Genomic DNA, 26,615 nt, shown 5'->3' on the forward strand with positions numbered 1-26,615 from the left:
GCTTAGCGGGGGCATGGCCAAGACGCAAGTTCAGGCATCGCTGCGGGTGTAGCGCCGCTGCAACATGTGCCAGGCCGCGCGCAGGCCCAGAGCGTCGCCGCCCTTGGGCCTGCCGGGCTTGGCGGCGGGGCGCCAGGCGAAAGTATCGAAGTGTGCCCAGTCGAGTCCCTTGGGCACGAAGCGGTCCATGAACAGCGCCGCCGTGCTCGCGCCTGCAAAGCCGCTGGACCCGGCATTGTTGATGTCGGCAATGTCCGACTTCAGGTATTCGCGGTAGCCGTCGTAGAGCGGCAGGCGCCAGCAGGGATCGTCCACCGCGAGGCCCGCCTCCAGGATGTCCTGCGCAGTCTTGTCCTCACGGGTGAAAAGGGCGGGCAGGTCCGGGCCGACCGCGACGCGCGCCGCGCCGGTGAGTGTGGCGAAGTCGATCAGCAGCTCGGGCTCCTTCTCGCCCGCGCGGGTGAGCGCGTCGCCCAGGATCAGGCGGCCTTCGGCATCGGTATTGCCGATCTCCACGGTGATGCCCGCGCGGCTGCGCAGCACGTCTCCGGGGCGGAAGGCATTGCCGGAGATCGCATTCTCCACCGCCGGGATCACGAGATGGAGGCGCACCGGCAGCTTCGCGCCCATGATCAGGCGGGCGAGGGCCAGCGCATGGGCGGCGCCGCCCATGTCCTTCTTCATCAGCAGCATGCCCGCGCCCGGCTTGATGTCCAGCCCGCCCGAATCGAAGCAGACGCCCTTGCCGACGACGGCGATCTTCGGATGCTTGGGGTCGCCCCATTCCAGCTCGATCAGGCGCGGCGCATGGGCGCGGCCCGCCGCGCGGCCGACGGCATGGACCATCGGATATTCGCGCTCGAGCATCTCGCCGCGCGTGATCTTCACGTCCGCGCGGAACGCCTTGGCCAAAGCTTCCGCCTCGCTTTCGAGCTGGCCCGGACCCATGTCCTCGGCCGGGGTGTTGACGAGATCGCGCACCAGTTCGATCGCCTCGGCCTCGGCGATCGCGGTATCGATCGCCTTGACTTCGCCGGTCAGGAGAATGCGCGGGCCTTCCTCTGAGGGTTCGGAAAGGTAACGGTCGAAGCGGTACTGTCCGGCGATCCAGCCCAGCGCCGCCTTGCCGGGTTCACCCGAGGCACGGCGATAGGTTCCGGCGGGGAGCACGTCGGCCAGCTTCGCGAGGCACCAGGTGGAAAGCGCGGCGGGATCGGCCACGCCCGCGACGACGAACCAGCCATCGCCGTCGGGCAGGATCGCGTGACTGCCCGCGCTGCCGGTGAACTTCTGGGCTTCGAGCGCGGCACGCTGGGGGACCGACAGGCCCTTGATGAACTGTTCCAGCCCGTCCCCGGTCCCATCTTTCGTGACGAGGTGGATGGCGACGGCCTTCTGGCCGCGATCGGGCTGAATCAATGCGTTCTTGTCGGTCATGGTTCCATTCTCTAGCCTTGCCGCGAGCATGAGCCGAGAGGGAAAATGATGCGATCTGGTGCCTGGTATCTTGCCTCCATTGCAACGACGCTGACCGCGGCGGCACTGCTGGTGAGCGGCTGCAAGAGCGAAAAGCCCGCGCCCGCACCGTCGGAAACCGCCTCCGCCGAAGTGGAGGCGCCCAGCGAAGCCGCCACGGAGCCTGCCGCCGAGGCGAGCGAGGTTCCAGTAGGGGGCGGACGCGCGGAAAAGACCGAGAACGATCTTTACGAGTTCAGCTATTCCTATCCCGATGCGGCAGGCGCGATTCCGGGCCTGAAGGCGAATCTCGACAAGCAGTTCGACGCATCGCGCGCGGACCTCGTCAGCAGCGCGAAGGAAGGCCAGTCCGAAGCGAAGCAGAACGACTTTCCCTATCACGCCTACAGCTACGGCGAGGAATGGAAGGTCGTCACCGATCTGCCCGGCTGGCTTTCGCTCTCCTCGGAAATCTACACCTACTCGGGCGGCGCGCACGGCATGACCACGTTCGACGCCCTGCTGTGGGACCGCCATGCCGAAGCGGCGCGCAAACCCATCGATCTCTTCACCAGCAAGGAAGCGCTGTCGAAAGCGATCCGCACCTCCTTCTGCGCCGCGCTCGACAAGGCGCGGGTCAGGAAGCGCGGCGGCCCGATCGACAGGAGTGACGAGATGTTCTCGGAATGCATCGATCCGGTCGAGCAGGTGGTGATCCTGGGATCGACCAACAAGCAGACCTTCGACCGCATCGGCCTGCTGGTTCCGCCCTACAATGCCGGGCCTTATGCCGAGGGCAGCTACGAAGTGACGGTGCCGGTGACGGGCGCGGTCATGGCGGCGCTCAAGCCGCAGTACCGGTCGAGTTTCTCGGTGGGGAAGTAAGAGATCTTTTGAAAAATGCCCGAGGGGCATTTTTGAGCGGCACCGGCCCACGCCCCCACCCTACCACCCGCTAGGATAATACCTTGGGTGGTAGGGTGGGGGCGTGGGCCGGTGCCGCCAAAATCCGCCTGCGGCGGATTTTCAAAAAATCTCCAGTCACGCGCGACCTCGCATTTTGTGCGCGCAATCGTTATGTAGGCCCCATGACCGAATACCAGATCGTCGAACCCGGAAGCGAAACCGTCCTGCGTGACGGCACCATCAAGCTGCACGGCCCGGAAGGGTTTGAGGGCATGCGCAAGGCCGGACGCCTTGCCGCCATGATCCTCGACGAGATCGCGCCGATGGTGCAGCCCGGCGTCACCACTGCCGCCATCGACGACAAGGTGCGCGAACTGACGCTGGACGGCGGCGCCGTGCCTGCGACGCTCGGCTACCGGGGCTATGCGCATTCCTGCTGCATCTCGATCAACCATGTCGTCTGCCATGGCATCCCGTCGGAAAAGACGATCAAGGACGGCGATATCGTCAATATCGACGTCACCCCGCTGCTGGACGGCTGGCACGGTGACACCAGCCGCATGTACCTGGCCGGAGACGTCTCGCTGAAGGCGCGCCGCCTGGTGGACGTGACGTACGAATGCCTGATGATCGGCATCGAGCAGGCAAAGCCCGGTAACCGCGTGGGCGACATCGGCGCGGCCATCCAGGCCTATGCCGAATCGTTCCGCTACGGCGTGGTCCGCGAGTTCTGCGGCCATGGCCTCGGCCGCCTGTTCCATGACGCGCCCGAAGTGGTCCATGCCGGTCGCCCCGGCACCGGTCCGCTGCTCAAGCCCGGCATGTTCATGACCATCGAACCGATGATCAATCTCGGCAAGCCCCCGGTGAAGCTGCTGGCGGACGGTTGGACGGCAGTGACGCGCGACAAGTCGCTCTCGGCGCAGTTCGAACACTCGATCGGCATCACCGAGACCGGCTGCGAGATCTTCACGACCAGCCTCAAGGGCCTGCACAAGCCGCCTTACGCCTGATTTCTCGTCGTCCCGGACTTGATCCGGGACGACGGGATCGATTCCTCGAGTCCAATCCCCTCCCGCAAATCATCGCCCCGGCGCACGTCCGGGTCGTGACCTGACACCCACACCATGACAGCCTCCTGCCCACAAAGGCGAGAGGGAGAGCCATGGCGACCGCAGCATTCGACCTGACCGGCGGCGTTCCGAAGGCGCGCGAATTCGTCGTGGCGGAGAAACCCGACGACGGGCTGCGCGATGCCGTGAATGTCTGGATAGAGGAGGAGAACGGCCTCTTCGCCATGCGGATCGGCGTCGAGGCGGTCGGCAATGCCTGGGACCGGCACGAGTTCTGGCTCGACGTGGCTTTCGCAGACGGCCGCGTACTTTCGAAGCGCGGCGATGGCGAGACGCATTCGCCTTATGGCGAGGATGGACGGGCAACGGTGCGGGGCACCGGGCCCGTGCGCTTCGAATGCGTCGAGCCATTCCGCCGCTGGCTCGTCAGCTACAAGGGGCAGGCGGCCGAGACGTCTGCGCAGCAGCTGATCGAGGATCCCGAATTTGCGGAGACGCGCTGGACCGATCTGGACATCGCGGTCGAGATGGACATGGCGGCACCGCCTTGGGTGCCTGGTTCGCTCCTGCCCGAAGCGGCCGAGGCCCTGGGCGGTGAGCAGGGCAGTTTCATGAGCCCGCGCTACGAACAGTTGTTCCGGTGCAGCGGAACCCTGCGCGTCGATGGCGAGACGAGAGCCTTCAAGGCCAACGGGTTGCGCATCCGCCGCACGGGCTTCCGCGCTTTCGCCGGGTTCTGGGGGCATTGCTGGCAATCGGCGGTCTTCCCGGACGGCCGCGCCTTCGGCCTGAACATCTATCCCCCGCGCGAGGATGGCGGGCCGAACTATGCCGAGGGCTGGATCATCGACCGCGACGGCCCGCGGGTGCCCGCGCGTCCGGTCCAGGTGCCGTGGCTGCGGCGTTTCGTCACCGGCGAAGAGGACGTTTCGCTGGTACTGGAAACGATCGACGGCCGCCGCGTGGCGATAGCCGGCACCACTTTCGTCAATGTCCGCTCGCGCGGCGGCTTCGCCAAGCCGGTGGACTGGCCGGAGGACTTCCCGCTCGTGCAGCAGAGCCACGCCTTCTACACCTGGGACGGCCAGCGCACGACCGGCATGATCGAACGCTCCAGCAAACCGAGCGTGATGGACCTTTAGCGGCGTGATTGGGGGCCGGTGGTGGTCCGGTTTGGGCAGTATGACGAAGCCTATCGGGCGGGTCCGCTAGCCACCTCAAAGCTGACCTCTCCAACCGCTCAGCCTGAGCGGGATTTGGTTTGAGGCCCAGTGGGACGTCAATCCGCAATCTACCCAACCCCGTCAAATAGCCGAAATGGGCCTGCTCACGAGGGGTGCGGAGCAGGCCCATCTCCCACCGGCTCCTCCGGTTCGGGGAGCCGTGAAATTCATCAGCCGGAGCGGCACGCAATGTGCGGAAGCAGTGCCGCTCCGGGCGGGCGACCTCTGGGGGTTATCGAGGTCAGTCCCGCGGGATGATCCAGCGGATCGTCCCCAGGTAGCTGCCGGCGACCGCCTGGCCGTCGGCATCGGTGGCCGGTTCGAACCGGGCGCGCCTGCTGACGTATTTGCAGGTGGCCTCGTCGAGACCGGTATAGCCGCTCGACATGGCGATGGAGCACTGGCTGACGCGCCCGCGCGCATCGATGTCGAGCCGGAAACGCACGCTGCCCTGGTGTTCCGCGCGCAAGTCCGCCGTGGGATAGTCCTGCGTCGTCACCCAGCCGGAGGCCGCGTTGCGGGGCAGGGCGCCGCGCGGCTGGAACCGGGCTGGGGTTTCGGTGGGCGTCGGCAGCGCGACCGCCACTTTCTCGCCCACCTCGTAGGATGTCGGGCTGGCGGTGGGTATCGTGGTGGTGGTGGGAATGGGGTCGACGGAGGGGATCGGAATGCGCGGTGCCGGAGCCGTGATCAGGGGCTGCTCGGTCTGGTGCTCTGGCTGAACCTTGGGTTCGGGCGATGGCACCGGGATCGGGTCGAGCCGGATCTGGGTTGCCTCCGGGTTCCGGGGCGGTTCGCTTCTGAATAGGGTGACGGCGAAACCGTTGACGAGGGCGATGACGAGCCCGCCCTGGATCAGGGCGACGATGCCGCCGGTCAGGGCTTTCTGATTACCGTTGGAATTCCGATCGACGTAGGACATCGGCAATCCTTTCCATGGGTACCCCGCACGTTCTTGCGACGTCATCAAGCTTGCGATTGGTCGCAAGTCCGGGGCACTTCATGGTCTGGAGGCTAACACGAATCCTGCCGATTCAAATATAATTCTGCTTGCGGCGACAAGTATTTAACGGCCGATACTCAATATCACCATGCTTAGTTCTTATTGCATCGCAGCAATGGCCTTCTGGCGGCGGCGCTGGACCGAACTGCCGAGGCCGATCGCTTCCCGGTACTTGGCCACGGTGCGCCGGGCCAGTTCGAAGCCTTTCTGCTTCAGCAGGTCCACCAGGGTATCGTCGGAGAGGATCGCCTTGGGATCCTCGGCATCGATGAGCTGGCGGATCGCTGCCTTCACCGCTTCGGCAGAGGCGCCTTCACCGCTGGTGGCGGCAACGCCCGAAGTGAAGAAGAACTTCAGCTCGTAAGTGCCGCGCGGACAGCTCAGGTACTTGTTCGAGGTGACGCGGCTGACGGTGGATTCGTGCATGCCGATCGCCTCGGCCACCGCGCGCAGGGTCAGCGGGCGAAGCTGCGAGACGCCGTGCCGGAAGAACGCGTCCTGCTGCTTCACCAGTTCGCCGGCGACCTTGAGGATGGTCTTCTGCCGTTGGTCCAGCGCCTTGATCAGCCAGTTGGCGTCCGCGAGCTTTTCGGAAAGCCATGCGCGCGAACCCTTGTCGGCGCAGTTGCTCTTCATCTCGACATAGTAGCTGCGGTTGACGATCAGGCGCGGCAGGCTGGCCTGGTTGATCGCCACGCTCCAGCCCGCATCGATCGGCGAGACGAGAATGTCCGGCGTCACCGCTGCGCTCGGTTCGCCGCCGAAGCGCAGGCCCGGCTTGGGATCGTAGCCGCGCAGTTCGGAGAGCATGTCGGCGAAATCCTCGTCGTCCACGCCGCAGATCCGTTTCAGCCGCGCGATGTCGCCGCGCGCCAGCAGGTCGAGGTTTTCGATCAGCCGCGCCATGCAGGGATCGAGGCGGTCTGCCTCCCGCGCCTGGAGGGCGATGCATTCGGACAGGCTGCGCGCGCCCACGCCGGTCGGGTCGAGCGACTGCACCACGGCCAGCGCCGCTTCGGCCTCGGCGGTTTCGACGCCGAGGTCTTCGGCGATCTCGACGAGCATGGCGGGGAGGTAGCCCGCCTCGTCGAGTTGGCCGATCAGGTAGCGCGCGATTCCGGCGATCAGGGGGTCGGCGGTGGCGGCGCCCACTTGCGCCTCCAGGTGCTGGGCCAGGGTGGTCTCGGCGCTGCCGCGCTCCTCGAAACCGGGCAGGTCCTCGCCGGGCGCGAGGCGCAAGTCCGCAGACCATTCGCCGGTGTCGCGGTCCCGGTCGAGCGCGGATGCATCGATATCGAGCGGGCGGTCGTCATTGCCCCGGCCTTCGCCGATGAGCCGGTCCACCGCCGAAGTTTCGAGCGTGGTCTGCCGCGTGTCCGGCGGTGTCTCCACCGTGTCCGAAGCAGGGGAAGGCGGCTCTCCGCCCAGGTCGAGCAGGGGATTGGCTTCCAGCGATTCGCCGATGAAGGTTTCGATCTCGAGATTGGACAGCGCCAGCAGCTTGATCGCCTGCTGGAGCTGCGGCGTCATGACCAGTGACTGGCCCAGAGTCTGCCTGTGCCTGAGATCCAGGCGAGGGCCCAGCGACATGTCCTAGCGGACCTGCGGGAAAGGGCCTTTCGACAGGCATGAGCCTGCCGCCAGCGTCACAGCGTGAAGCCTTCGCCGAGGTAGAGCCTGCGCACGTTCTCATCGGCGACGAGCGCTTCCGGGCTGCCCGCGAAGAGCACCTGGCCGCCGTAGATGATGCAGGCGCGGTCGACGATGTCGAGCGTTTCGCGCACGTTGTGGTCGGTGATGAGCACGCCGATGCCGCGCGTCTTGAGGTCCTTCACCAGATCGCGGATGTCGGAGATCGAGAGCGGATCGATGCCGGCGAAAGGTTCGTCCAGCAGCATGATCGAGGGCTTGGCGGCCAGCGCGCGGGCGATCTCGCAGCGGCGGCGTTCACCGCCGGACAGGGCCATGGCCGGGCTGGAGCGCAGGCGGGTGAGGCCGAATTCGTCGAGCAGGCGTTCCAGTTCGCTGGCGCGCACATGCTTGTCCGGCTCGTTGAGTTCGAGCACGGTGCTGATGTTCTGTTCCACCGTGAGGCCGCGGAAGATCGAGGTTTCCTGCGGCAGATAGCCGAGGCCGAGGATTGCGCGGCGGTACATCGGCAGGCGCGTCACATCGACGCCGTCCATCAGGATGCGGCCGGAATCCGGGCGGACGAGGCCCATGATCGAATAGAAGCAGGTGGTCTTGCCCGCGCCGTTGGGGCCGAGCAGGCCGAGCACTTCGCCCTTGGCGACCGACAGCGAGATATCGGTCAGCACCGCGCGCTTGTCGTAGCTCTTGGCGATCGAGATCACCTCCAGCCCGCCGGCTTCGGCCACGGTCGGTACGTGATGGGCCGGTTCCATCGGGGCCGGCTGCGGGGGAAGTTCGGTAGTTCCGGTCATCTTCAGAGCGGTTTACGCAGGTGCCGGTTTCTCGGCAAGTCGGCAATTCGACCGATATCGAGGCGATTGGCAGGTTTCGTGCATGGTCTGTCGCAAGATCGAGCGCTGCGGGCGCTTTTGGAGCTCCCTTGGAACTGGCATTTGGAACCGGGCAATATTCTTGCGGGTTGATGGGGTGAACTTGAAATTTGACGGTTCAAGTGATCTAGTGGATTCCAGAAAGGGCGCCGAAACGAGACGCCCCGCAAATGCGAGAAAACCCGAAGCACAATTAGAGTCGCAGCAAAGACGGGAAACAACGATGGACAGGTTCGGCAAGCATGACGTGATGCCAGACTACCGGGGCCTCCCCGACAGGCCAGCACCTGACAGGCCCGTGGCCCCTGGGGGCGGGCCGATGAAGGACTGGATCAAGGCCGACTGGCGCCGCAAGATGAGCGACAACATCGCCTATGCCCTGCTGGTCTATACCGCCCTGCAGATCTTCGTGACGGTGGGCGCGCTCAAGAATCATGGCGAATCGCTGCTTCCCTATCTGGCGCTGATCATCCTGGTGGTTGCGATCATCCCCGCCTGCCGCCGCTTCGAGGCGCGCTGGAACCGGCTGGACGACCGCCAGGCCCACGATCCCGCGCTGGCGGCACCTTACCGGCGCGACCGGCTGCTGCTGTGGCTGCTGGCGATCGGATTGCCTTTTGCCATTACCGGCCTGTTCAAGGGGCTTTCGCTGCTGGCTGGATAGAGCGCCTTTCGCAGCGTGCATTTTCCCGGGCCGTCCCACGCGAGATTTGCGCACGCCAGATTTGCGCACGCCAGATTTGCGCTCTGGCGCCGCGAAGTTTAGGGCTGCGCTCCCCGTGCCGCGATGGCGGGGAAGAGTGGAGACCCGAAGATGCTCAGCCCCCAGGAAGCGCTCGACCGCGCCCAGGACCTCGTCGATCGTGCCCGCAAGGCCGGTGCGGACGCCGCAGACGCGGTGTTCGGCGCCAGTTCTTCCGAGGGGATCCAGGTGCGGCTGGGCAAGCTGGAAGACGTGGAGCGTTCCGAAAGCGAGCATATCTCTTTGCGGGTCTTCCTGGGCAAGCGTTCGGCCAGCATCGGTTCCTCCGACCTTTCCCCGCAGGCGCTGGACGAACTGGCGGCCCGCGCCCTCTCCATGGCAGGTGCGGCGCCGGAGGACGCCTTCGCCGGTCTGGCCCCGGAGGAACTGCTGACGCGCGGCCCCTGGCCCGATCTCGACATGCTCGATCCCGCCGAGCCGAGCCCGCAGGATCTGCGCGCCGCCGCGCTGGAGGCGGAGGACGCCGCCCGCGCCGAGGCCCGGGTCAGCAATTCCGACGGCGCCACGGCCAGTGCCGGAACCGGCGTCTTCGCGCTGGTGACCAGCCACGGCTTTGCCGGGGGCTATGGATCGACCAGCCATTCGCTGAGCGTCTCGATCGTCGCCGGCGAAGGCGCGGCCAAGCAGCGCGACTATGCCTGGCGCTCGGCCCATCACCGCGCCGACCTGCCGCCCCCTGCCGAGATCGGCGCGCTGGCGGCGCGCCGCGCCGTGGCCCGGCTTGAACCGGGCCGCATGGCGAGCGGGCCGATGCCGGTGGTGTTCGATCCGCGCGTGGGCGGCTCGCTGATCGGCCATTTCACCGGCGCCATTTCCGGCAGCGCCATCGCCCGACGCTCCAGCTTCCTGCTCGACAAGCTGGAGGACCAGGTCTTCGCGCCGGGAATCGTGCTGGTCGAGGATCCGCACACGCCGCGCGGCCTGCGCTCCCGCCCGTTCGACGGCGAGGGCCTACCGACGCTGCCGCGCAATCTGGTCGAGGACGGCCGCCTTACCGGATGGCTGATGGACAGCGCTTCGGCCCGCCAGCTCGGCCTGGCGCCGACCGGCCATGCCGCGCGCGGTGGCGGCGGCGCGCCGGGGGTCTCGGTGGGCAACCTGCATCTCCAGCCCGGCACGGCGAGCCCGGCCGAACTGATCGCGGACATCCGTGACGGCGTCTATATCACCGAACTGATCGGCCACGGCGTCAACGGCGTCACCGGCGACTACAGCCGCGGCGCTTCGGGCTTCCGCATCGTGAATGGCGAGATTGCCGGGCCGGTCGCGGAGTTCACGGTGGCCGGAAACCTCCTGTCGATGTTCGCGAACCTCTCCGCCGCCAACGACCTCGAATGGCACCGGGCGATCAACGTGCCGACCTTGCGCGTGGACGGGATGACTGTCGCGGGGGATTGAAAATCCGCCATAGGCGGATTTTGGCGGCACCGGCCCGAGTCTTTGTTGAGTGCGCCTTCGACATCCGTCGAAGGCTTGCGGCACCAGCCCACGCCCCCACCCGACCTCCCATCAGGATACACTCGTGGGAGGTCGGGTGGGGGCGTGGGCTGGTGCCGCTAAAATCCGCCTTCAGCGGATTTTCAAACAGCGCCCTCAATCCTTCAGAATACGGATCTCGCGCTGAGGGAAGGGCATCTGGATGTCTTCCTCGGCAAAGCGCGCGGCGATGGTGAAGCGGATCTGCGAGGCTATCGTCGCCCCGTCCGTGGCATCGGGCACGAACAGCAGCAGGCGCAAGTTGATGGTGCTGTCGGCAAAGGTGTCCAGCGTCACCGCCGGGGCGGGCGAGGGCAGGACTCCGGCATGGGCGCCCGCGATCTCCAGCAGGACCTTGCGCACGTTCTCCAGATCGGAGCCATAGGCCACGCCCACCGGCACCACCACGCGCGCAAGGGCCGCGCCGAGGCTGAGGTTCTTCACGCTGCCGGTGATGAGCTGCGAATTGGGAATGATGATCTGGTGCCGGTCGAAGCTTTCGAGATGGGTCGAGCGCACCGAGACCTTGCGCACGATCCCCGAGAATTCGCCCACCTCGATCCAGTCCCCTTCGCGGATCGGCCGTTCGACCAGCAGGATGACGCCGCTGGTGAAGTTCTCCACGGTGGACTGCAGGCCGAAGCCGAGCCCGACGGAGAGCGCGCCCGCCACGAACGTCAGGCTGGACAGGTCCAGCCCGGTGCTGGCGATGGCGAGGACGGCGGCCAGCACGATGCCGAGATAGCCGATCATCGTCACGATCGAGGCCTGCGACCCCTTGTCCAGCCCGAACTGCGGCAGGACGGTGATGGTGAGGATGCGCTTGAGCCAGCGGGTGATCGCATAGCCGCCCAGGAACACGAGGCCGAACGTCAGCACGTCGCCCGCCGAGAGGTTCACGCGGCCGATGGTGACGCCGCTGCGCAGGGCGACCAGGGCATCGCCGATCTCGCGGCTGTTGTAGCCCCAGGTGATCGCCAGCAGCGGCAGGGTGCCGAGCGTCAGCAGCAGCCCGGTGACCATCGGCACGATATGCAGGACGCGGCGGTATCGCCTGAACCGGTTCTGCGCGAGCAGGTCCAGGATGGTCGCGATCAGGCGGTGCAGGAAGATGGCGATGGCGATGATCGCGATCGTGGCGACCACGTCCGAGAAGATTTCCCGCGCCAGCACGATATAGCCGACGATCGCGGCGCAGACGCTGCCGATCACCAGCAGCTTCAGGATGCGGCTGAAAGGCGCGGCGAAATCCAGCCTTTCGTGGCGATGCCGTTCGTGCTCCTCCTCTTCCTTTACACGGCCGCGCTGGAGGAGATTGGCCAGCGTCCAAATCAGCCAGCCGCCCCAGATCAGCAGCAGCGCCGATGTCAGGTCGATCACCGTGGCCGAAGCGAAGCCGCCCTGTTCCAGCCCCTCGACCACGGCCTCCAGCGCCATGACGATGCCGATCCAGCGCACCGTCGATACGCCCTTGTCCACCAGCTCGGGCCGCAGTTCCACCAGCCTCAGTTCGGGGAAGGGCGAGCGCAGCGTGCTCCGGCCCAGCCAATGCGCAATGGCGACGCTGAGGGCGGAGAAGACCAGCAATACGCTGAGCGTTATCAGCGCATTGAGAGCGAGGAACGGCTTCATCACCAGCAGGAAGGCGCCGATGGTGCAGCCGATGCCGAAGAACAGCACGATCGCGCCGGTCACGTCTTCCAGAATGGCGATGGAAAGGCGGCTGGAGAGCGGCCGGGTGGCGGGAATGCGCTGTTCGATCTTGCGGCTGGCGGCGCGCAGGGCCCAGGTGCAGGCGATCGGGCCGAGCAGGACCAGCGCGGCGGCGCCCAGAAGGCGGCCGATCAGGCCGCCGAACCCTTCCTTCGCATAAGCGGCGGAAACGCTGTGGGCCACCGTGGCCATGCCTTTCGCGGCATCGGCGGCGAAGTCTATCCAGAGGCGGGGATCGAGGACGGATCGCGCCCGCTCCCCCTTGCGCAGCCGATCGATGGCCGAGATCCGGGCGTCGAGATCGGTCACCAGCGTCGCCGCGCGGGCCTGTGCCTCGCGCGCGCGCAGGACGGGGGCGAGCGCCAGGGAGAGTTTCGCGTCGAGCGCCTTGCGCTGTTCGGTAATGGCCGAAGCCTCGGTCTTGCCGGTTTCGGGCAGCGGGCCCAGCGCATTGATCTGCGCCTGGATGATGCGCGCTTCGAGGTTGCTGCGATCCGCCTTCTCGCGCGAAAGATCGCGGTCGGCGGCCAGGCGGTCGCGCAGGCGGTTGAGTTCCTGGACTTCGTTGTAGTCGAAGCGGCTGGGCGCCTTGCGCAGCACGCTTGCGGCTTCGGCGGCGTCCTTTTCGAACTGCGCGGCGGGGTTTGCGGCCTGCGGGCTTGAGGCCGGGGCAGGCCTGACGCCCGGCACGGCGGACGCGATCGCTTCGGGCACGGTGGGGGCCTGCGCCCCGGCAGGCGTCAAAAGGCAGAGCGCCGCCGCCAGGGCGACGAGCCATGCCCATGCGCGCATTCCTGCCGCGCCGAGGCTGTATCTGCCGCCCGAAGTCATGGCCGGTCGATCAGAGCGGTGCGAATTCGAATATGCCGCCGTCCATCTTCAGGGCTAGGAACAGGTGCCCATCGCGCAGGGTATAGCTGGCGACATCGGGCAGGCGGGCGGCCAGCGTCTGGCCGATGTCCGGCTGCGGGCAGAGCGCGCGGGTAGAGGCGACCGGGCCGATCGTCAGCGCATTACTTGCACCGGCCGCGTAAGTCGCGCGGCCGCGATTGCAGTCCAGCTGCATCGCCAGGGCGCCGTCGGCGCCGAACTCCAGGGTGTAGCTGCGGCCTTCGCCGGGGGTGGCCGTGCCTTGCGCATCGTCCGAGGACTGGAAGTTCACGAGCTTCCAGGAGGTGCCGGAAAGCCCGGAAGCCGCGGGCGGCGGCACTTCGGCGGGGGGGCGGGTGGCGGTGTCGCCGGTGCAGCCTGCCAGTGCGAGGAAGGCTGCGGTCAGCGCGGCGGCGGAAAATGCGGTACACTTTTTCATGCCAAACTCCCGGTGCTTCGGCGTCTGCCGTGATGAATCAGTCGGTCAGGCCGATGTTCCAGCGAATGCCCATGCGGCCGACGAAGCCCTTGTAGTCGCGGGTCGGCACGTTGGAATCGTTGCTGGTATAGCCTGCCTCTCCGTAAAGCGAGAAGCGCTTGTCGAGCGCGTATTCCAGCCCGCCGGTCAGCCGGAACTGGGTGTCCTTCCGGGGGTAGGGGAACACGCGCGAGAAATCGTCCTTATAGTCGCGGTGGACGAGGTAGAGGCGGCCGTAGCCGGTCAGTCGCTGCGCCAGCGGCGTGCGGGCAATGATCTGGGTGCCGTAGCCGTCATACGTGAAACGGTCGTCCTCGGCATTGTTGTGCAGCCCCAGCAGCGAGGCCTGGATGCGGGTGCGGGCATTGCCCGGGCGCCAGACATGGCGCAGCTCGCCCATCCATTCCGACTGGTCGTAGCCGGTGAAGCGCCGCTCGGTCTGGTTGCGGTAGCCGTAGCGCAGGCGCAGCGTGGAGACGTGCTCGGGATTGTGCCGGTGGATCAGCTGGCCGTCCAGCCGCACCCGGTCGAACACCCGGCCGTCGTTGGCGAAGACATAGTCGAAGCCGGGGATCAGGCGCAGCCGCGTGCGCCCTTTCGCCGCGAGGGGAATGTCGACTTGTGCCTCGGCGCCCAGGCGATAGCGGTTGTAGTCCGATTCGGCGGGAAACACCTGAACCCCGCCGAGGCCGCGCAGGATGACCGGGCCGGTATCGTAATTGATGCTGGCCTGGGTGCCGAGGTCGGTGAAGATGCGGTCCTGGTTGACCGTGGAATCGATGACGTCCGGCGGCACGACATCGCGCCCGACCCAGGTTTCTCCGGCGATCCACGCATCTCCCGCCTTGGCGACGACCGGCGCGGGAAGCAGGCAGGCGGCGATGGCCGCGGTCCTGCTCAGGCGGCTCAGGGCGCACTTGGGGGCACGGCCAAGGGCGGGGCGTGTCGCGCTCATGAAGTCTCCTGATGCTCGGAAAGGGGGGGAATGTCGGAACTGGGAGGAATGGCCGTTTCCGGCAGGCGGATCGTGTGCGGGCGGGTGTTAATCGGGATCGTCAGTGCCGATTCCAGCGTGTACCAGGCGCGCAGGCCCCGGAAGAAGGCGTAGGAGGGCAGCGAGAGCAAGGCGCGGGGCTCGCGGGCGAGGGCAATGGCGATCACCGCCACCAGCATCGGCGATCCGAACACCACCGCCGCCACCGCTTGCCAGGAAAGCTGGGTATTGGTGGCGCGGGTCAGCAGCAGTTCGAACAGGCCGAAGATCAGGATCGGCACGGTCATGGCGCGCCGGGCATTGTTCATCAGCATGTAGGGCAGGATAAGCTTGCCGCGAATGGTGACGCGCGGCGAGAGGATCAGCGTGCGCGCCCGCGAACTGACGTGGTAGATGGAACGGAACCAGCGCAGGCGCTGTTCGCGCAAGTGCGCGAAGCTGGTCGGCACTTCCGAGACGTAGCGCACGCGTTCGTCCACCAGGGTGCGGAACCCCAGTTCGGCGATGCGCAGGGAAATGTCGGTATCCTCGCCGTTCATGCCCGCCGCGAAAGCCCCGGCGCGGCGCAGCGCCTCGGCGCGGTAGATCACGAACATGCCGGGAATGCCGACGAGCCCGGTGATCGCGGTCAGCCCCGGCGAGTAGTAGCTGTGCTTCAGCAGCACTTCCACCAGCCTGCCGCCGTCGAACTGGGCGCCCCCCGGCGGGATCGGTACGCCGCCGACGGCACCGGTATTGGCATGGGCGAAGTTCTGCATCGTAAGGCGGAAGGATTCCGGGCCGATCTGGGTATCGGCATCGATCCGCACGATATAGTCGTGGCGGGCCGCGGCGACCCCGGTGTTCAGCGCATGGGCCTTTCCGGGCCTGGCGACGTGGACCACCCGCCCCTGCACGGTCTCGCATTCGGCCAGGGCCTTGCGGGCGATCTCCGCAGTGTCGTCGGTGGAGGCATTGTCGAGCACGATCAGTTCGACCGGCGCGGCATATTGCCGGGCGGCGCGCTCGATCTGGAGGATCGTCTCCTCGATCACGTAGGCTTCGTTGTGCGCGGGCACGATCACGCTCAACGGCGCGGCGAAGTCCTCCCGCGACAGCAGCTGGCGCTCGACCGTGGCGATGACGTAGAGCTGCACGAACAGCAGGAACAGGAACAGCACCACGCCCGGCCCGATCCCGCCGAGCAGCGCGGCCTCGCGCAGGCTGTCCAGCGCCTCCAGATCGTGGAAGCCCGCCCAGACCGACAGGATCGCCGCGACCAGCCCGGTCACGGCAAGCCTGATCAGCGACCGCATGGCGAATTGCCGGTCGATGCGGACGGGTACCGATTCCGGCATCGTCCCGCGTTCGAGAATGACGAAGGAGAAGATGCCGAAGCCCAGCAGTCCGGCAATCACCTGGAGGACGCCCAGTGGATAGGGCTCCCCGATCAGCCCGAACAGGGCAGTGCTGCACAAGTCGAGCAGGGCGCAGATCACCAGGAACCGCAGGACCAGATCCAGCCCGAATTCCACCCGTGCGCGCACCGTGCCGGCCGCGAAGGCCGAGAAGGCGATGTAAAACGAGAGGATGAATGTGCGGATCGAGATCGCGTGCCCGCCGTCATAAGGGCCGAACACATAGTCCCGCGCCGGGAACCAGTCATCGAGCCAGCCAAGCTCGAACACGGCGAGTTGGGCCACCGAAATGATCGTGAAAGTCAGCAGCAGGGCCGGCGCGCGCAGGATCGAGACCGGAACCGCCAGCCCGCCCGGCCGACTGTCGACCGAACGGAAGTTCGCGCTGCGCCGGGCGAGTTCCTTGGCGGCGTCCATCAGCTTTTCGGCTTTGGTTCCATCGGCTTTGGCGCTGCCGGATTCGGTTGGGGCGAAGGCGCGGTGACAGCGATGGCCGGCAGGTCCACCACGACCGCGACCCTTGCGGCGAGGCCTGCCGCCTGCCGCGAGAGCGGTTCCACGACAAGGTCCTGCCGCCTGTCCTGCGGGTAGTGCAGGATCCACGCGCGCCCTTTCGGCCGCAGCTTGGCGGCCGCTGCGGCGATATCGCCGGAGAGCACGTGGATGGCCGATCTTGCGTTTGCATCGCCGGTGCGCAGGCGGCCCGGCGTCAGTTCGGTGAGGATGCGCACTGCGGCCTGCGCATCGGGCGCGGTGAGCGGCGTGCTGGAAAGCGCGACGGGCGGATTGGCCTGGAGCGCCGCGCGAATCTGGAGGATCGGCAGGTCCAGTCGGGGGCCGCCGCCCTGGAGCACGGTCGATGGCAGCATTTCCGCAGCGATCAGGCGCATGGCGCCGCAGCGCATGTCGTCATGGTCGTAGGAGGTCAGCGTCACTTCCAGATCGTTGCGGGCCATCTGGAATTCTGGCGGCAGGGCAATCGACTGGTTGAGGCGATCGTCCTCCTCGCCAAGGTGCCGCGTCGCGAGGAGGCGGCCGTTCAGCGTGACCACCAGCGTGGTGCGGGTATCCTCGATCGGGCCGAGCAACATGCGCAGGTCCAAGGCCTTGGGCAATTCGCGGCCCGGGAGGTCTGCCGCCGCATAGCTGTAGCGCCAGGTCGTCTCGCGGTCGAACCGGCGCGCGCCGGCGTTGGCGATGTCGGACAGCAGCGCAATGGGATAGGCCGAAAGGCCGGGGCGCGTGCGGTTGTCGGGCGCCAGCTTGAGCAGGTCCGCGAGTTCCTGGCCGGAGAGGCCCTTGTCGCCGAAGTAGACGGCATGGCCCTTTTCGGCCAGGCGGGCGGCGGTCATCAGGCGGGTCAGGTCGGCGGGCTGGTCCACGCCGTCCCATTTCACCGGCACCAGATTGCCCCAGAGGGCCAGCTTGTCACGCACGGTCGAGAGCGGCTTGTCGAGCCGGATATGGAGGCCGCTGGGCGGCTCGATCGCGACCACTGCGGACATCGCCTCGTTCGGGGTGCATTCCTGCAGGGGGCCGCGCCCGACCAGCGCCAGCTTCACTTCCAGTTCGCGGGACGCCAGTTCGGTGGGTGTCAGTTCCACCTGGGCCTTCTGTTCGCTGCGGCCCTCCGCCAGGATCACGTCGGCGCGCTTGATGCCGTTGATGGTGATGCGCAGCGCGCCTTGTGCGCCGCGCGCCGCATCGACGCGGAAGGCCACGTCGTAAGTGCCGCTGACCGGCCGGCTGTCCACCGGCATGCGAAAGGTCTTGGCGGCATAGGAGGGCAGGCCGGACAGGATCAGCGGGGCGTCGGGATGGACTTGCGCCACGAAGACCGAGCGCCCGCCCGTATCGATGAAGTCGCTGGATCCGCGTTCGAAATCGTCGAAGAATGGCGGGCCCAGCCGGTTGCGATCGGTCAGGCCGTCGAACATTCCGGTGCGGCCTATGACGATGAGCAGGCCGACCAGAACCAGCGCCAGCAAACCGATACCCCAGAGCCTCATCGCCCGTACCCCCTCCTTGGATATTTCCGTTTTCAGGCCGCGTCGGTGCGCGGCGCCCCTCTGGTGAAGGGCACCACCTTGCCGTCAGGCTCGTCCAGCCTGGCCCGTTCTTCCCTGGACCAGGCAGTGCGCGCGGGAATGTGATCCGGGTCGACGCGGTCGGCGAAACGGGTGGAGATCTCCAGCGTCTCCTGCAGCAATCCCTCGTGCAGCGTGATCGGATCGAGGCCGAGCGCGCGGAACGTGGCGTTGCTCACTTCCAGGTCGTTTTCCGCCGCTTCCTTGCGGGGATTGGGCCGGTATTCGACCCTGGCCCCGGTGACTTCCGAGACCAGCGCGGCAAGATCGCGCACGCGCAGGGTTTCGGCGATCTGGTTGAGGATCTTCACCCGCTCTCCGCGCCGGGGCGGATGGTCGACGGCCAGCGCGATGCAGCGCACGGTGTCCTGGATGTTGATGAAGGCGCGGGTCTGGCCGCCGGTGCCGTGGACCGTCAGCGGATGGCCCGTCGCCGCCTGGACCAGGAAACGGTTGAGCACGGTGCCGTATTCGCCGTCATAGTCGAAACGGTTGACGAGGTCGGGATGGCGGCGGGTTTCTGCGGTCTGGGTGCCCCAGACGATGCCCTGGTGCAGGTCGGTGATCCGCAGCGCATCGTTCTGGGCGTAGAACTGGAACATCAGCTGATCGATCGACTTGGTCATGTGATAGACGCTGCCGGGGCGCGTGGGGTAGAGGATCTCCCATTCGTGGCGCTTGCCTTCCCGATCGGTAACATCGACTTCGAGGTAGCCTTCCGGGATCTCGAAACCCGCGCCGCCATAGCCGTAGACCCCCATGGTGCCGAGGTGGACGAGGTGGCAGTCCAGATCGCTTTCGACCAGCGCGTTGAGCACATTGTGCGTCCCGCCGACATTATTGCCGACCGTATAGCGCTTTTCGGCGGCGCCGCGCATGGAATAGGGGGCTGCGCGCTGTTCGGCGAAGTGGACGATGGTGTCCGGCCGCTCCGTTTCCAGTAAATGGACGAGCTGGGCATAGTCTTCCGCGACATCCAGGTAGTGGAATTTAAGAACCGATCCGCTCACGTCCTGCCAGGCATCGATCCGCTGCTCCATCGATACGATGGGCGTAAGGCTGCGCACGCCCAGTTCGGCATCAATCCGCCGACGGGAGAAATTGTCGATAATGGTGACTTCGTGGCCGAGACTGGAAAGATGAAGCGAAGTCGGCCAACCGCAGAATCCGTCGCCGCCGAGAACGAAAATCTTCTTGGATGCTGCCATCAGGACTGGACCCTCAATGGATTGCAGGCACCACAAGCATATCAGAAATAAATCAGGTTTGAACCAATAATTGCAATTAGTTCAGTCCGCTAGGTAAACGGCGGGCAAATTCGCGGCACCACTTCGGTGGCGTGGGGGGCTGGTGCCGCAAAATTCGCTTTTCGCGAATTTCCAAACAGCCTCTTACAGCCGGGTGCCGGTGAGCGGAAAGCTGCCGAACGGGCCATTGGCATTTTCGCCGCTGAGCTTGCCGTTTCGTACCGTGACGTCGTATTTGACGGTGATCGGCATCGGCATCGATGCCTTGCCTTCGAACTTCGCGCGGCCGTCTCTCACGCCTCCGGCAACCTCCACCGTACCCTGATCCGCGCTGACCCGGCCGGTGACAACGTTGCCTGTGACCTTGAGGTCCATCACTGCCTCTTGCGGCCCTACCGGGGTCTGGATCACCACGTTCCATTTGCCCGCGAAGTCCTGCGGTTTGGCATTGCTGGCCCGATCTGCGCTGGCTTTTTCCAGCAACGCCTTGTGTTCGGCGGGGGCGGCCTTGGCCCTGGCGCGCAAGTAGAAGCGCATGGTTTCCAGTTCCGCGTCCGTGAAGGCAGGGAACGGCGGCATGCCGTTCATCTTGAGCGCGCCTTCCTTCACCACCTGCCGGAACGTCGCGGCGTCGGTGATCATGGGCGAATAGCGCAGGTCCGGCGCCGCACCGCCGCCCACGGCGTTCCAGCCGTGGCAGACCAGGCAGGCGCGGGTGCCGAAAAGCACGGCGCCGGCCTGGGCACGGGCAAGGTCCGGGGCGAAATCGGGGTCGGGCGGCGGCGCGAGTTCGGGCATGGCGAAGGGCGCGATCGTGTCCTTGCCGTCCAGGGCGAAAGTCAGCACGCGGCGCGGCAGGTGATAGTCGGTGCGAAAGGCCGCATTGCCCGGCGAGTTGATCCCGGCGCCGTTGCCGCCGCTGCCGGTGATCACGGTAACGTATTGCCGCCCGCCCGCGCGGTAGGTGATCGGCGCGCCCACGATCGGGCTTTCGGTCTTGAACGACCAGAGCGGCTTGCCGGTCCCGGCGTCGCGCGCCACGAAGCGGCCGTCGATCTGGCCCTGGAACACCAGCCCGCCCGCGCTGGCCATGACGCCCCCCGGCCAGTTGCCGGGCAGTTCGACTTCCCAGGCAAGCGACTGCGTGACCGGATTCCAGGCCCGCAGGAAGCTCTTGTGGCTGCCGGGCAATTCCACTTCGGGGATCAGGGTTACGCCCATGCCCGCGGTGATTTCGCCCCCGCCTTTCTGGCCGTCTCCGATGAGTGCGCCCTGCTCGATGACCGGCAGGTAGACGAGCCCGGTCAGCGGGCTGTAGGCCTGGGGCATCCATGAATGGGCGCCGGTGGGGCCGGGCCACAGTTCGAAGAGGCCGGGTTTTCCGGCATAGCGGATGCCGGGGTTTTCCACCGGGCGGCCGGTCCTGCCGTCGATACGGTCGGCCCAGGTGACCTTGGCGATCTTCTCGGCGGAGATGAAGGCGCCGGTCGCCCTGTCTATCACATAGAAGAACCCGTTCTTCGGCGCCTGCATCAGGACCTTGCGGTCGCGGCCGTCGATCCTGAGCGTGGCCAGGGTCATGTCGGTGGTCGCGGTGCAGTCCCACTGCTCGCCGGGGCAGACCTGATAGTGCCATTTGTAGGCGCCGGTGTTCACGTCGACCGCGACGATCGAGGCGAGGAACAGATTGTCTCCGCCGCCGGGGCTGCGCTTCGACTGGTTGTAGGGAAAGCCGTTGCCCACGCCGATATAGACGAGCTTCAGGTCGGGATCGTAGCTGAAGGCGTTCCAGGCCGTGCCGCCGCCGCCGCGCCGCGTGCCGTCGGGATTGGTCCAGCCGCCTGGCCAGGTCTTGCGCATGACCGCTTCGGCCCGTTCATTGCCGGGGGTCACCGGGTCGCCGGGCGCCGTGTAGAAACGCCAGGCGAGCTTGCCGGTCCTGGCGTCATAGGCGGAGACGAAGCCGCGCGCCGGGCTGATGTCCGCGCCGCCGAAGCCGACGATCACCTTGCCGCCGAACACGCGCGGGGCGCCGTTGGAATTGCGCGGGGAAGCATCGGGGTAGTCGTAAGTCTTCCAGATTTCCCTGCCGGTCTTCGCGTCCAGCGAGATCACGTAACCGTCGGTGGTGACAAGGAAGACCCGTCCGCCGTCATAGGCGATGCCCTTGTTGCCCCAGGACATCTGCAGCGCCGAAGTCGCGCGCTCCCGGGTGCCGCCGTCGTATTCCCAGATCTGCTTGCCGGTCACCGCATCCAGTGCGCGGATATGCGAATGGCCGGTCGTCAGGAAAACTTTGCCTTCCGCCATCAGCGGCGTGCTGGCGCTGTAGCCGGGTTCGAGATCGAAATGCCACGCCAGGCCAAGCTTGCCGACATTGCCCGTATCGATCGCGTCGAGAGGGGAATAATGGGCTTCGCTACCGGTCCTGCCCCAGCCGGGCCATTCATCGGCATCGACCACCAGTGCCTGTTCGATCGGCTGTGCGGGCTTGTCGCAGGCCGTGAGGGCAAGCGGGAACAGAACCGCGATGAACAGGCGCAAGGCAGCGTTGCTTCGGCGTGCGGTCACGGTGTCTCTCCCCAGCCCTGATTATTTGCATCCGGGCTATCAGCAGCAGGGTGGCTTGGGAAGATTTACTAGACTGTGTGTATCATAACTCCGAATAGCATCGCCGTAGCGAACGAAGAACCCCGGCCTGCCGGGGGCAGGAGGCCGGGGTTCCGTGGAACGGGCTGCGACTGGCGCCCGTCCGGTAGCACGTTGAAGTCAGTTGGCGGGAGTCAGTTGGCCCCTGCGCCCATCGGCACCGGGGTGCCTTGCTTGAGGTAGACGCGGTTGTCCTCGATGCGATCGACATTGTCGAAGGCGATGAAGTGATGGGCGCCGTCCGAGCTGTCCGAACGGGTCAGCTTGATCTGGTCGTCCTTGACCTCGTCGACCGTGCCGACATGCTGGCCGTTATGGTCGGTGACTTCCATGTGCTCACGAATGCGCAGCTTCTCGAACATGAGAATTTCTCCTTGGGGATGGGAGTGGATGTCAATGTAACGGTGCGCTCGCGCGCTTCGTTCCGGCATTTGTCTCACCCCGGAAACGGCTCATGGAAGCCGGTTCTGAAACCTCTTTAAGGCTCCGCGCCCAGTCCGAAAGTCGCATCGCCGCGCGGGGAGAGCAGCACCCTGTCGCCATCGACGCCGTCGATCTCGGAGACGGTGACGAAAGGCGATCCCTCGCCTTCCAGCACGACTTCCTGCCCGTCCACATGATCGACCGTGCCCAGGACTTCGCCTTCCGCCCCGATCACGGTCATGCCCTTTTTGACCACGCCCGATTCGGTCGGCCAGGATGTTTCGACGGGATCGAAGGGAGACGGTGAAGGGGGCATCGCGGGTTCCTTCCTGAAAGGCAAAAATCGCCACAGACAAGGACAGGAATACCCGGCAAACCGGCCCGGTTCCACGATTCGCGTCAATTCGCCATCCGCTCGCCCTCCGCCGGACTGGCCCACAAGCCCTAGCGTCCCTATATTGGGTGGAGCCCCATATATACTGTCTAAGCTGTGGGAAGTTTGCCCAAGCCGCTCCAAATGCGATCGAATTTGGGTATCGTGGCAGGCATCGGCCTCGGGGTTTCCCGGCGCCTCACAGATCATGCGCCGGGAATGGCGCGGAAGGCCGCGCTTTGCGCCTTTCGAATCGCCCGGCTTGTCACCCGAATCGAACACCCGGAGTCGTCCGCCCATGTCCCTTCTCGAAGCCCGCAAGACCTACAAGCCCTTCGAATATCCCTGGGCCTACGACTTCTGGAAGACGCAGCAGCAGATCCACTGGCTGCCCGAGGAAGTGCCGCTGGGCGAGGATTGCCGAGACTGGGCGCAGAACATCTCGGAGCATGAGCGCAACCTGCTCACCCAGATCTTCCGCTTCTTCACCCAGGCCGACGTGGAAGTGCAGGATTGCTACCACGAGAAGTACGCGCGCGTCTTCAAGCCGACCGAAGTGAAGATGATGCTCACGGCCTTCTCCAACATGGAGACGGTGCATATCGCCGCCTATTCGCACCTGCTCGACACCATCGGCATGCCCGAAAGCGAATACGGCATGTTCCTCGAATACGAGGAACTGAAGGCCAAGCACGACTATCTCCAGAAGTTCGGCGTCGACAACGACGAGGACATCGCCCGCACGCTCGCCATGTTCGGCGGCTTCACCGAAGGCGTGCAGCTTTTCGCCAGCTTCGCGATGCTGATGAACTTCCCGCGCTTCAACAAGATGAAGGGCATGGGCCAGATCGTCTCGTGGTCGGTGCGCGACGAATCGCTGCACTGCGAAGGCATCACCCGTCTGTTCCACGCTTTCGTGCAGGAGCGCGGCTGCCTGACCAAGGCGGTGAAGGACGACATCGCCGATCAGTGCCAGACCACGGTGCGCCTGGAAGACGCCTTCATCGATCTCGCCTTCGAGATGGGCCCCGTCCCCGGCATGACCGCCAAGGACATCAAGAAGTACATCCGCTACATCGCCGACTGGCGCATGGGCCAGCTTGGCCTTAACCCGATCTACCTGATCGAGGATCACCCGCTGCCCTGGCTCCAGCCGCTGCTCAACGGCGTGGAGCACGCCAACTTCTTCGAAACCCGCGCCACCGAATATTCGAAGGGCGCGACGCGCGGCAACTGGAACGACGTGTGGACGAACTTCGATTCGCGCCGCAAGGCCAAGGCCAACGACGAAGTTCTCGTGGTCGAAGGCAGCGAGCCGGACATGTTCGGAGCGACCGAGGCTGCTGAGTAAACGCTCTCAAATCACCATGAAAAAGCCCCGGGAAAGCAGCGCTTTTCCGGGGCTTTTTCATATCAACACCAGCTTCCGCGGCGACCCTGCCATTGTTCCGCCAGTCCTTCGTCGACCAGCGCGGCGCCCAGGCTGTGGCCCTGGCGGGTAACGATGCGCAGGGCGCGGCCGTAGCGGTCCCGGTCGCGGCCGTCGCCGCCCGGCTGGAGCGTGAAGGGGCCGTCGTTCAGGAGAGCGATCAGCCGGTCGGTGGCGCGCGCGCCGAGCCGCGCTTCCTCGCGGCATTCGGGCTGGCCGGTTTCGGGTGTGTTGATGTCGGCGATGCGGATCTTGGTGCCCTGATACCAGAAGGTGTCGCCGTCCACGACGCAGGTCTTGCGGACGGGGCCGGAGCACTTGGCGAAGCGGGCAGTCTCGACATCCGGTGCGGCGGGGAAGACCGTGCCATCCAGGCCGGGCGCCGCGCGCCGGTCATGCCACCAGTAGAGCCCGGCAATCAGGACGAGGGGCAGCAGGATCCAGATCGACGCGGGAATTCCGCGCCGCGAGGTGGAGTTTGGCATTGGGGGAGCGGCGTCCTCAGGTTCCGTAGTCGCGTGCCTCTGGCGCGTCGAATTCTCCCCTGCAAGTGCGAATCAGCCGGTCGAGTTCATGATGGTGGAAGGCCTGGACCAGCCGGAAGCCGAGCGTGCCGTTGCCGCTCCAGCGTACGCGCGCTTCGAAAGGTTCGGCGCCTTCGGGCGAGATCACTAGCACTTCGCCGTTCTCGATCCTGTCCGGCATCGCGGCGGCGGGCATGACGCAGCCGATCCGGCAGCCTTCCTGCGAGATCTCCACCAGCAGGCCGGTGCCGACGCGGCAGGTTCCGCGTAGGATCACGGCCTCCCGGCGAACGGCATAGCGTTGGTGTGCGCGTATTCTCAGCATGTTCACAGGCAGTAGGCCCCCCGGCGTCCGTCCCTTTGCAACAATATTATAGAGCCGATCTTATCATCCGGTTACCGGGAATCCTGTCGGCCTTCAGGCGATCAGGGTGCCCGGGTTGGGCATCGGCGCGTGTTTCTGCGCGTTGAGGAGGCTCATCACGCTGCGCACGATCACCAGCACGGCCACGGCCGCGAGCACCAGAAAGCCGATCGCCACGATGATCAGCAGCGCGCCGACCACGGTACCGACAAGCCCGATCCAGAACGTGTTGATCAGGTACTGGTAATGGGATCGCTCCCAATCCTCGGTGGCTTCGCCGCGCCAGACGAAGGCGAGAACGACGCCGACGATCGCGGTGATCCCCGTGAAGTAGGAGGCCAGGTAGAGCAGGCTGATGATCGTCGGGTGATTGAACTCGAAGCCGGAAGTCGCACCGGAACCCGCATTGGAGCCATGCTCGGGGCGGTTCGGGGAGCGGTTCAGGTCGTCCATGGTCGTTCTCCATGCTTTTCCCGGAACGGGATGCTGCCCAATTTATGACAAATGTGCAAGCATGGGATTTCCGGGCCTTAGAGCCCGTTTGAAAATCCGCTGAAGGCGGATTTTAGCGGCACCAGCCCACGCCCCCACCCGACCTCCCATCCAGGATACACTGTTGTGGGAGGTCGGGTGGGGGCGTGGGCTGGTGCCGCAAGCTCGTCACGGACGTGACGAGCGCAACCAACAAAGACTCGGCCGGTGCCGCAAGCCTTCGACGGATGTCGAAGGCGCACTAAACCAAAAAACTTGAGATCAGGCGGCCTGCTGGTCGGCCGGGCCGCCCTTGAGGACGAAGCGGCGGTCGCAATAGCCGCAATCGACGTAGCCTTTCTCGTCGATCTCCAGCCAGACGCGCGGATGGCCGAGCGCGGCAGCCTGATAGGTGCCGTTGGAGCGGATTTCGGTGGCCCCGTCGCAGGAAACGCGGTGGGAATCGGTGAAGACGGTTTCGGGCTGCGTGCTCATGGATCGGCCGATTACCAAGCCTTCGCCGGAATTTCCAGCGGACAAATGGTCCCGGCCGCAGGTAAGTGCGCCGGGACCATGATTATTCTGCCTCAGGCCGGAACGGCGAGGCTGCCTGCAGCGGCGAGCGCTTCGGCCAGGGCCTTTTCGCGGACTTCGGGGCCAATGGCGATGCCTTCCGCCAGCACGAAGACCGGATCGGTGATGCCCACGAAGCCGAGCACGGCGCGAAGGTAGCTTTCCGCATGTTCCACGGCAGCGGCGGGCTGGCCTTCGCCGTAGTAGCCGCCGCGCGAGAGCGCGATGTAGACCTTCTTGCCGCCCGCCAGGCCCTGCGGACCTTCGGCGGTGTAGCGGAAGGTCTTGCCCGCCACGAGAACGCGGTCGAACCAGGCCTTGAGCTGGCTGGGAATGGTGAAGTTGTACATGCCCGCGCCGATCACGACGACGTCGGCCGCCAGGAATTCGGCCAGTTCGGGCGTGCCGTCGGGATTGCCGAGCACGTCGAGCGTGAGGTGCGGCAGGGCCTCTGCGGCAAGGTCGTGGTAGCTCACCTCAAGCGAGGAATCGGCCTTGGTCAGGGTATCGACGATGGCGGCCGAAACGGCGCGGCTCACCGAGTTTTCGCCGAGAATGCTGGAATCGAGATGAAGAAGCTTCATGGGAGAGAGCCTTCGATA

The 26,615-nt window shown here is 65.9% G+C and carries 24 protein-coding genes; 6 read left to right on the forward strand and 18 right to left on the reverse strand.

All coding sequences use genetic code 11. The features are described 5' to 3' along the window. Window positions 1-30: 30 nt before the first annotated feature. Window positions 31-1,437 carry a M17 family metallopeptidase gene (locus NTCA1_RS04635; RefSeq protein WP_159828810.1) on the reverse strand — a complete coding sequence of 469 codons (1,407 nt, stop codon included), beginning with the start codon at window positions 1,435-1,437 and terminating at the stop codon, window positions 31-33. A gap of 45 nt (window positions 1,438-1,482) precedes the next feature. Between NTCA1_RS04635 and NTCA1_RS04640 the strand changes: the two genes are divergently transcribed. From NTCA1_RS04640 to NTCA1_RS04650, 3 genes are all read left to right on the forward strand, one after another. Then, entirely contained in the window at window positions 1,483-2,340 is an 858-nt protein-coding gene (locus tag NTCA1_RS04640; protein ID WP_236549100.1) for a DUF4163 domain-containing protein, read from the forward strand. A 203-nt stretch (window positions 2,341-2,543) separates the two neighbouring features. Continuing rightward, window positions 2,544-3,374 carry a type I methionyl aminopeptidase gene (gene map / locus NTCA1_RS04645; protein ID WP_086492333.1) on the forward strand — a complete coding sequence of 277 codons (831 nt, stop codon included), beginning with the start codon at window positions 2,544-2,546 and terminating at the stop codon, window positions 3,372-3,374. 152 nt (window positions 3,375-3,526) lie between these two features. Further along, complete coding sequence (locus tag NTCA1_RS04650) at window positions 3,527-4,576, forward strand: hypothetical protein (protein ID WP_159828813.1); 1,050 nt, start codon at window positions 3,527-3,529, stop codon at window positions 4,574-4,576. Window positions 4,577-4,898: 322 nt separating this feature from the next. On the opposite strand, the gene NTCA1_RS04655 is transcribed toward NTCA1_RS04650, so the two are convergent. The 3 genes from NTCA1_RS04655 to lptB all read right to left on the reverse strand — a co-directional run bounded on the left by NTCA1_RS04655 (window position 4,899) and on the right by lptB (window position 8,065). Beyond that, the gene (locus NTCA1_RS04655; protein ID WP_086492331.1) at window positions 4,899-5,579 is read right to left on the reverse strand and encodes an energy transducer TonB; all 681 of its coding nucleotides are present in this window, start codon (window positions 5,577-5,579) and stop codon (window positions 4,899-4,901) included. A gap of 180 nt (window positions 5,580-5,759) precedes the next feature. Beyond that, window positions 5,760-7,250 (reverse strand): RNA polymerase factor sigma-54, encoded by a 1,491-nt coding sequence (gene rpoN, locus NTCA1_RS04660; RefSeq protein ID WP_159828815.1) that lies wholly within the window; start codon window positions 7,248-7,250, stop codon window positions 5,760-5,762. Between the two features lie 56 nt (window positions 7,251-7,306). Beyond that, window positions 7,307-8,065 (reverse strand): LPS export ABC transporter ATP-binding protein, encoded by a 759-nt coding sequence (lptB, locus tag NTCA1_RS04665; protein WP_086492329.1) that lies wholly within the window; start codon window positions 8,063-8,065, stop codon window positions 7,307-7,309. Between the two features lie 340 nt (window positions 8,066-8,405). Between lptB and NTCA1_RS04670 the strand changes: the two genes are divergently transcribed. After that, window positions 8,406-8,846, forward strand: a complete 441-nt coding sequence (locus NTCA1_RS04670; protein WP_306439274.1) for a hypothetical protein — start codon at window positions 8,406-8,408, stop codon at window positions 8,844-8,846. 150 nt (window positions 8,847-8,996) lie between these two features. Further along, window positions 8,997-10,343 (forward strand): TldD/PmbA family protein, encoded by a 1,347-nt coding sequence (locus NTCA1_RS04675; protein WP_159828817.1) that lies wholly within the window; start codon window positions 8,997-8,999, stop codon window positions 10,341-10,343. A 195-nt stretch (window positions 10,344-10,538) separates the two neighbouring features. Here NTCA1_RS04675 and NTCA1_RS04680 read toward each other — a convergent pair whose 3' ends face one another. From NTCA1_RS04680 to NTCA1_RS04720, 9 genes are all read right to left on the reverse strand, one after another. After that, window positions 10,539-12,926, reverse strand: coding sequence for a mechanosensitive ion channel family protein (locus tag NTCA1_RS04680; RefSeq protein ID WP_159828819.1), 2,388 nt, complete (start codon window positions 12,924-12,926; stop codon window positions 10,539-10,541). A gap of 49 nt (window positions 12,927-12,975) precedes the next feature. Further along, window positions 12,976-13,443: an META domain-containing protein gene (locus NTCA1_RS04685; RefSeq protein WP_159828822.1), complete on the reverse strand. Its 468-nt coding sequence runs from the start codon at window positions 13,441-13,443 to the stop codon at window positions 12,976-12,978. Window positions 13,444-13,480: 37 nt separating this feature from the next. Further along, window positions 13,481-14,437 (reverse strand): outer membrane beta-barrel protein, encoded by a 957-nt coding sequence (locus NTCA1_RS04690; RefSeq protein WP_086492324.1) that lies wholly within the window; start codon window positions 14,435-14,437, stop codon window positions 13,481-13,483. Continuing rightward, a complete protein-coding gene (locus NTCA1_RS04695) occupies window positions 14,434-16,290 on the reverse strand; it encodes a glycosyltransferase family 2 protein (protein ID WP_159828824.1) in 1,857 nt (618 codons plus the stop codon). Before NTCA1_RS04695 ends, NTCA1_RS04690 begins: the two co-directional genes overlap by 4 nt. Continuing rightward, entirely contained in the window at window positions 16,290-17,882 is a 1,593-nt protein-coding gene (locus tag NTCA1_RS04700) for a cellulose biosynthesis cyclic di-GMP-binding regulatory protein BcsB (protein WP_159828826.1), read from the reverse strand. The genes NTCA1_RS04695 and NTCA1_RS04700 overlap by 1 nt, the downstream gene beginning before the upstream one ends. A gap of 32 nt (window positions 17,883-17,914) precedes the next feature. After that, the gene (locus NTCA1_RS04705) at window positions 17,915-19,168 is read right to left on the reverse strand and encodes an NAD-dependent epimerase/dehydratase family protein (RefSeq protein WP_159828828.1); all 1,254 of its coding nucleotides are present in this window, start codon (window positions 19,166-19,168) and stop codon (window positions 17,915-17,917) included. Window positions 19,169-19,351: 183 nt separating this feature from the next. Then, window positions 19,352-21,778 (reverse strand): PQQ-binding-like beta-propeller repeat protein, encoded by a 2,427-nt coding sequence (locus NTCA1_RS04710; protein WP_159828831.1) that lies wholly within the window; start codon window positions 21,776-21,778, stop codon window positions 19,352-19,354. Between the two features lie 212 nt (window positions 21,779-21,990). After that, window positions 21,991-22,218 (reverse strand): DUF2171 domain-containing protein, encoded by a 228-nt coding sequence (locus NTCA1_RS04715; protein ID WP_086492319.1) that lies wholly within the window; start codon window positions 22,216-22,218, stop codon window positions 21,991-21,993. A gap of 116 nt (window positions 22,219-22,334) precedes the next feature. Beyond that, window positions 22,335-22,595, reverse strand: a complete 261-nt coding sequence (locus NTCA1_RS04720) for a DUF2171 domain-containing protein (RefSeq protein ID WP_159828833.1) — start codon at window positions 22,593-22,595, stop codon at window positions 22,335-22,337. A gap of 355 nt (window positions 22,596-22,950) precedes the next feature. On the opposite strand from NTCA1_RS04720, the gene NTCA1_RS04725 reads away from it, so the two are divergent. Continuing rightward, on the forward strand, window positions 22,951-24,003 hold the full coding sequence (locus NTCA1_RS04725; RefSeq protein WP_086492443.1) for a ribonucleotide-diphosphate reductase subunit beta: 1,053 nt from the start codon (window positions 22,951-22,953) through the stop codon (window positions 24,001-24,003). 62 nt (window positions 24,004-24,065) lie between these two features. Here NTCA1_RS04725 and NTCA1_RS04730 read toward each other — a convergent pair whose 3' ends face one another. The 5 genes from NTCA1_RS04730 to NTCA1_RS04750 all read right to left on the reverse strand — a co-directional run bounded on the left by NTCA1_RS04730 (window position 24,066) and on the right by NTCA1_RS04750 (window position 26,597). Further along, entirely contained in the window at window positions 24,066-24,566 is a 501-nt protein-coding gene (locus tag NTCA1_RS04730) for a thermonuclease family protein (RefSeq protein WP_159828835.1), read from the reverse strand. Between the two features lie 16 nt (window positions 24,567-24,582). Next, a complete protein-coding gene (locus NTCA1_RS04735) occupies window positions 24,583-24,882 on the reverse strand; it encodes a hypothetical protein (protein WP_159828837.1) in 300 nt (99 codons plus the stop codon). A gap of 141 nt (window positions 24,883-25,023) precedes the next feature. Next, window positions 25,024-25,422: a hypothetical protein gene (locus tag NTCA1_RS04740; RefSeq protein WP_159828839.1), complete on the reverse strand. Its 399-nt coding sequence runs from the start codon at window positions 25,420-25,422 to the stop codon at window positions 25,024-25,026. 300 nt (window positions 25,423-25,722) lie between these two features. After that, complete coding sequence (locus tag NTCA1_RS04745; RefSeq protein WP_086492314.1) at window positions 25,723-25,935, reverse strand: zinc-finger domain-containing protein; 213 nt, start codon at window positions 25,933-25,935, stop codon at window positions 25,723-25,725. A gap of 92 nt (window positions 25,936-26,027) precedes the next feature. Further along, window positions 26,028-26,597 carry an FMN-dependent NADH-azoreductase gene (locus NTCA1_RS04750; protein WP_159828841.1) on the reverse strand — a complete coding sequence of 190 codons (570 nt, stop codon included), beginning with the start codon at window positions 26,595-26,597 and terminating at the stop codon, window positions 26,028-26,030. Window positions 26,598-26,615: the final 18 nt, after the last annotated feature.

Source organism: Novosphingobium sp. TCA1 (genome assembly GCF_009811895.1).
GTDB classification, from domain to species: domain Bacteria; phylum Pseudomonadota; class Alphaproteobacteria; order Sphingomonadales; family Sphingomonadaceae; genus Novosphingobium; species Novosphingobium panipatense_A.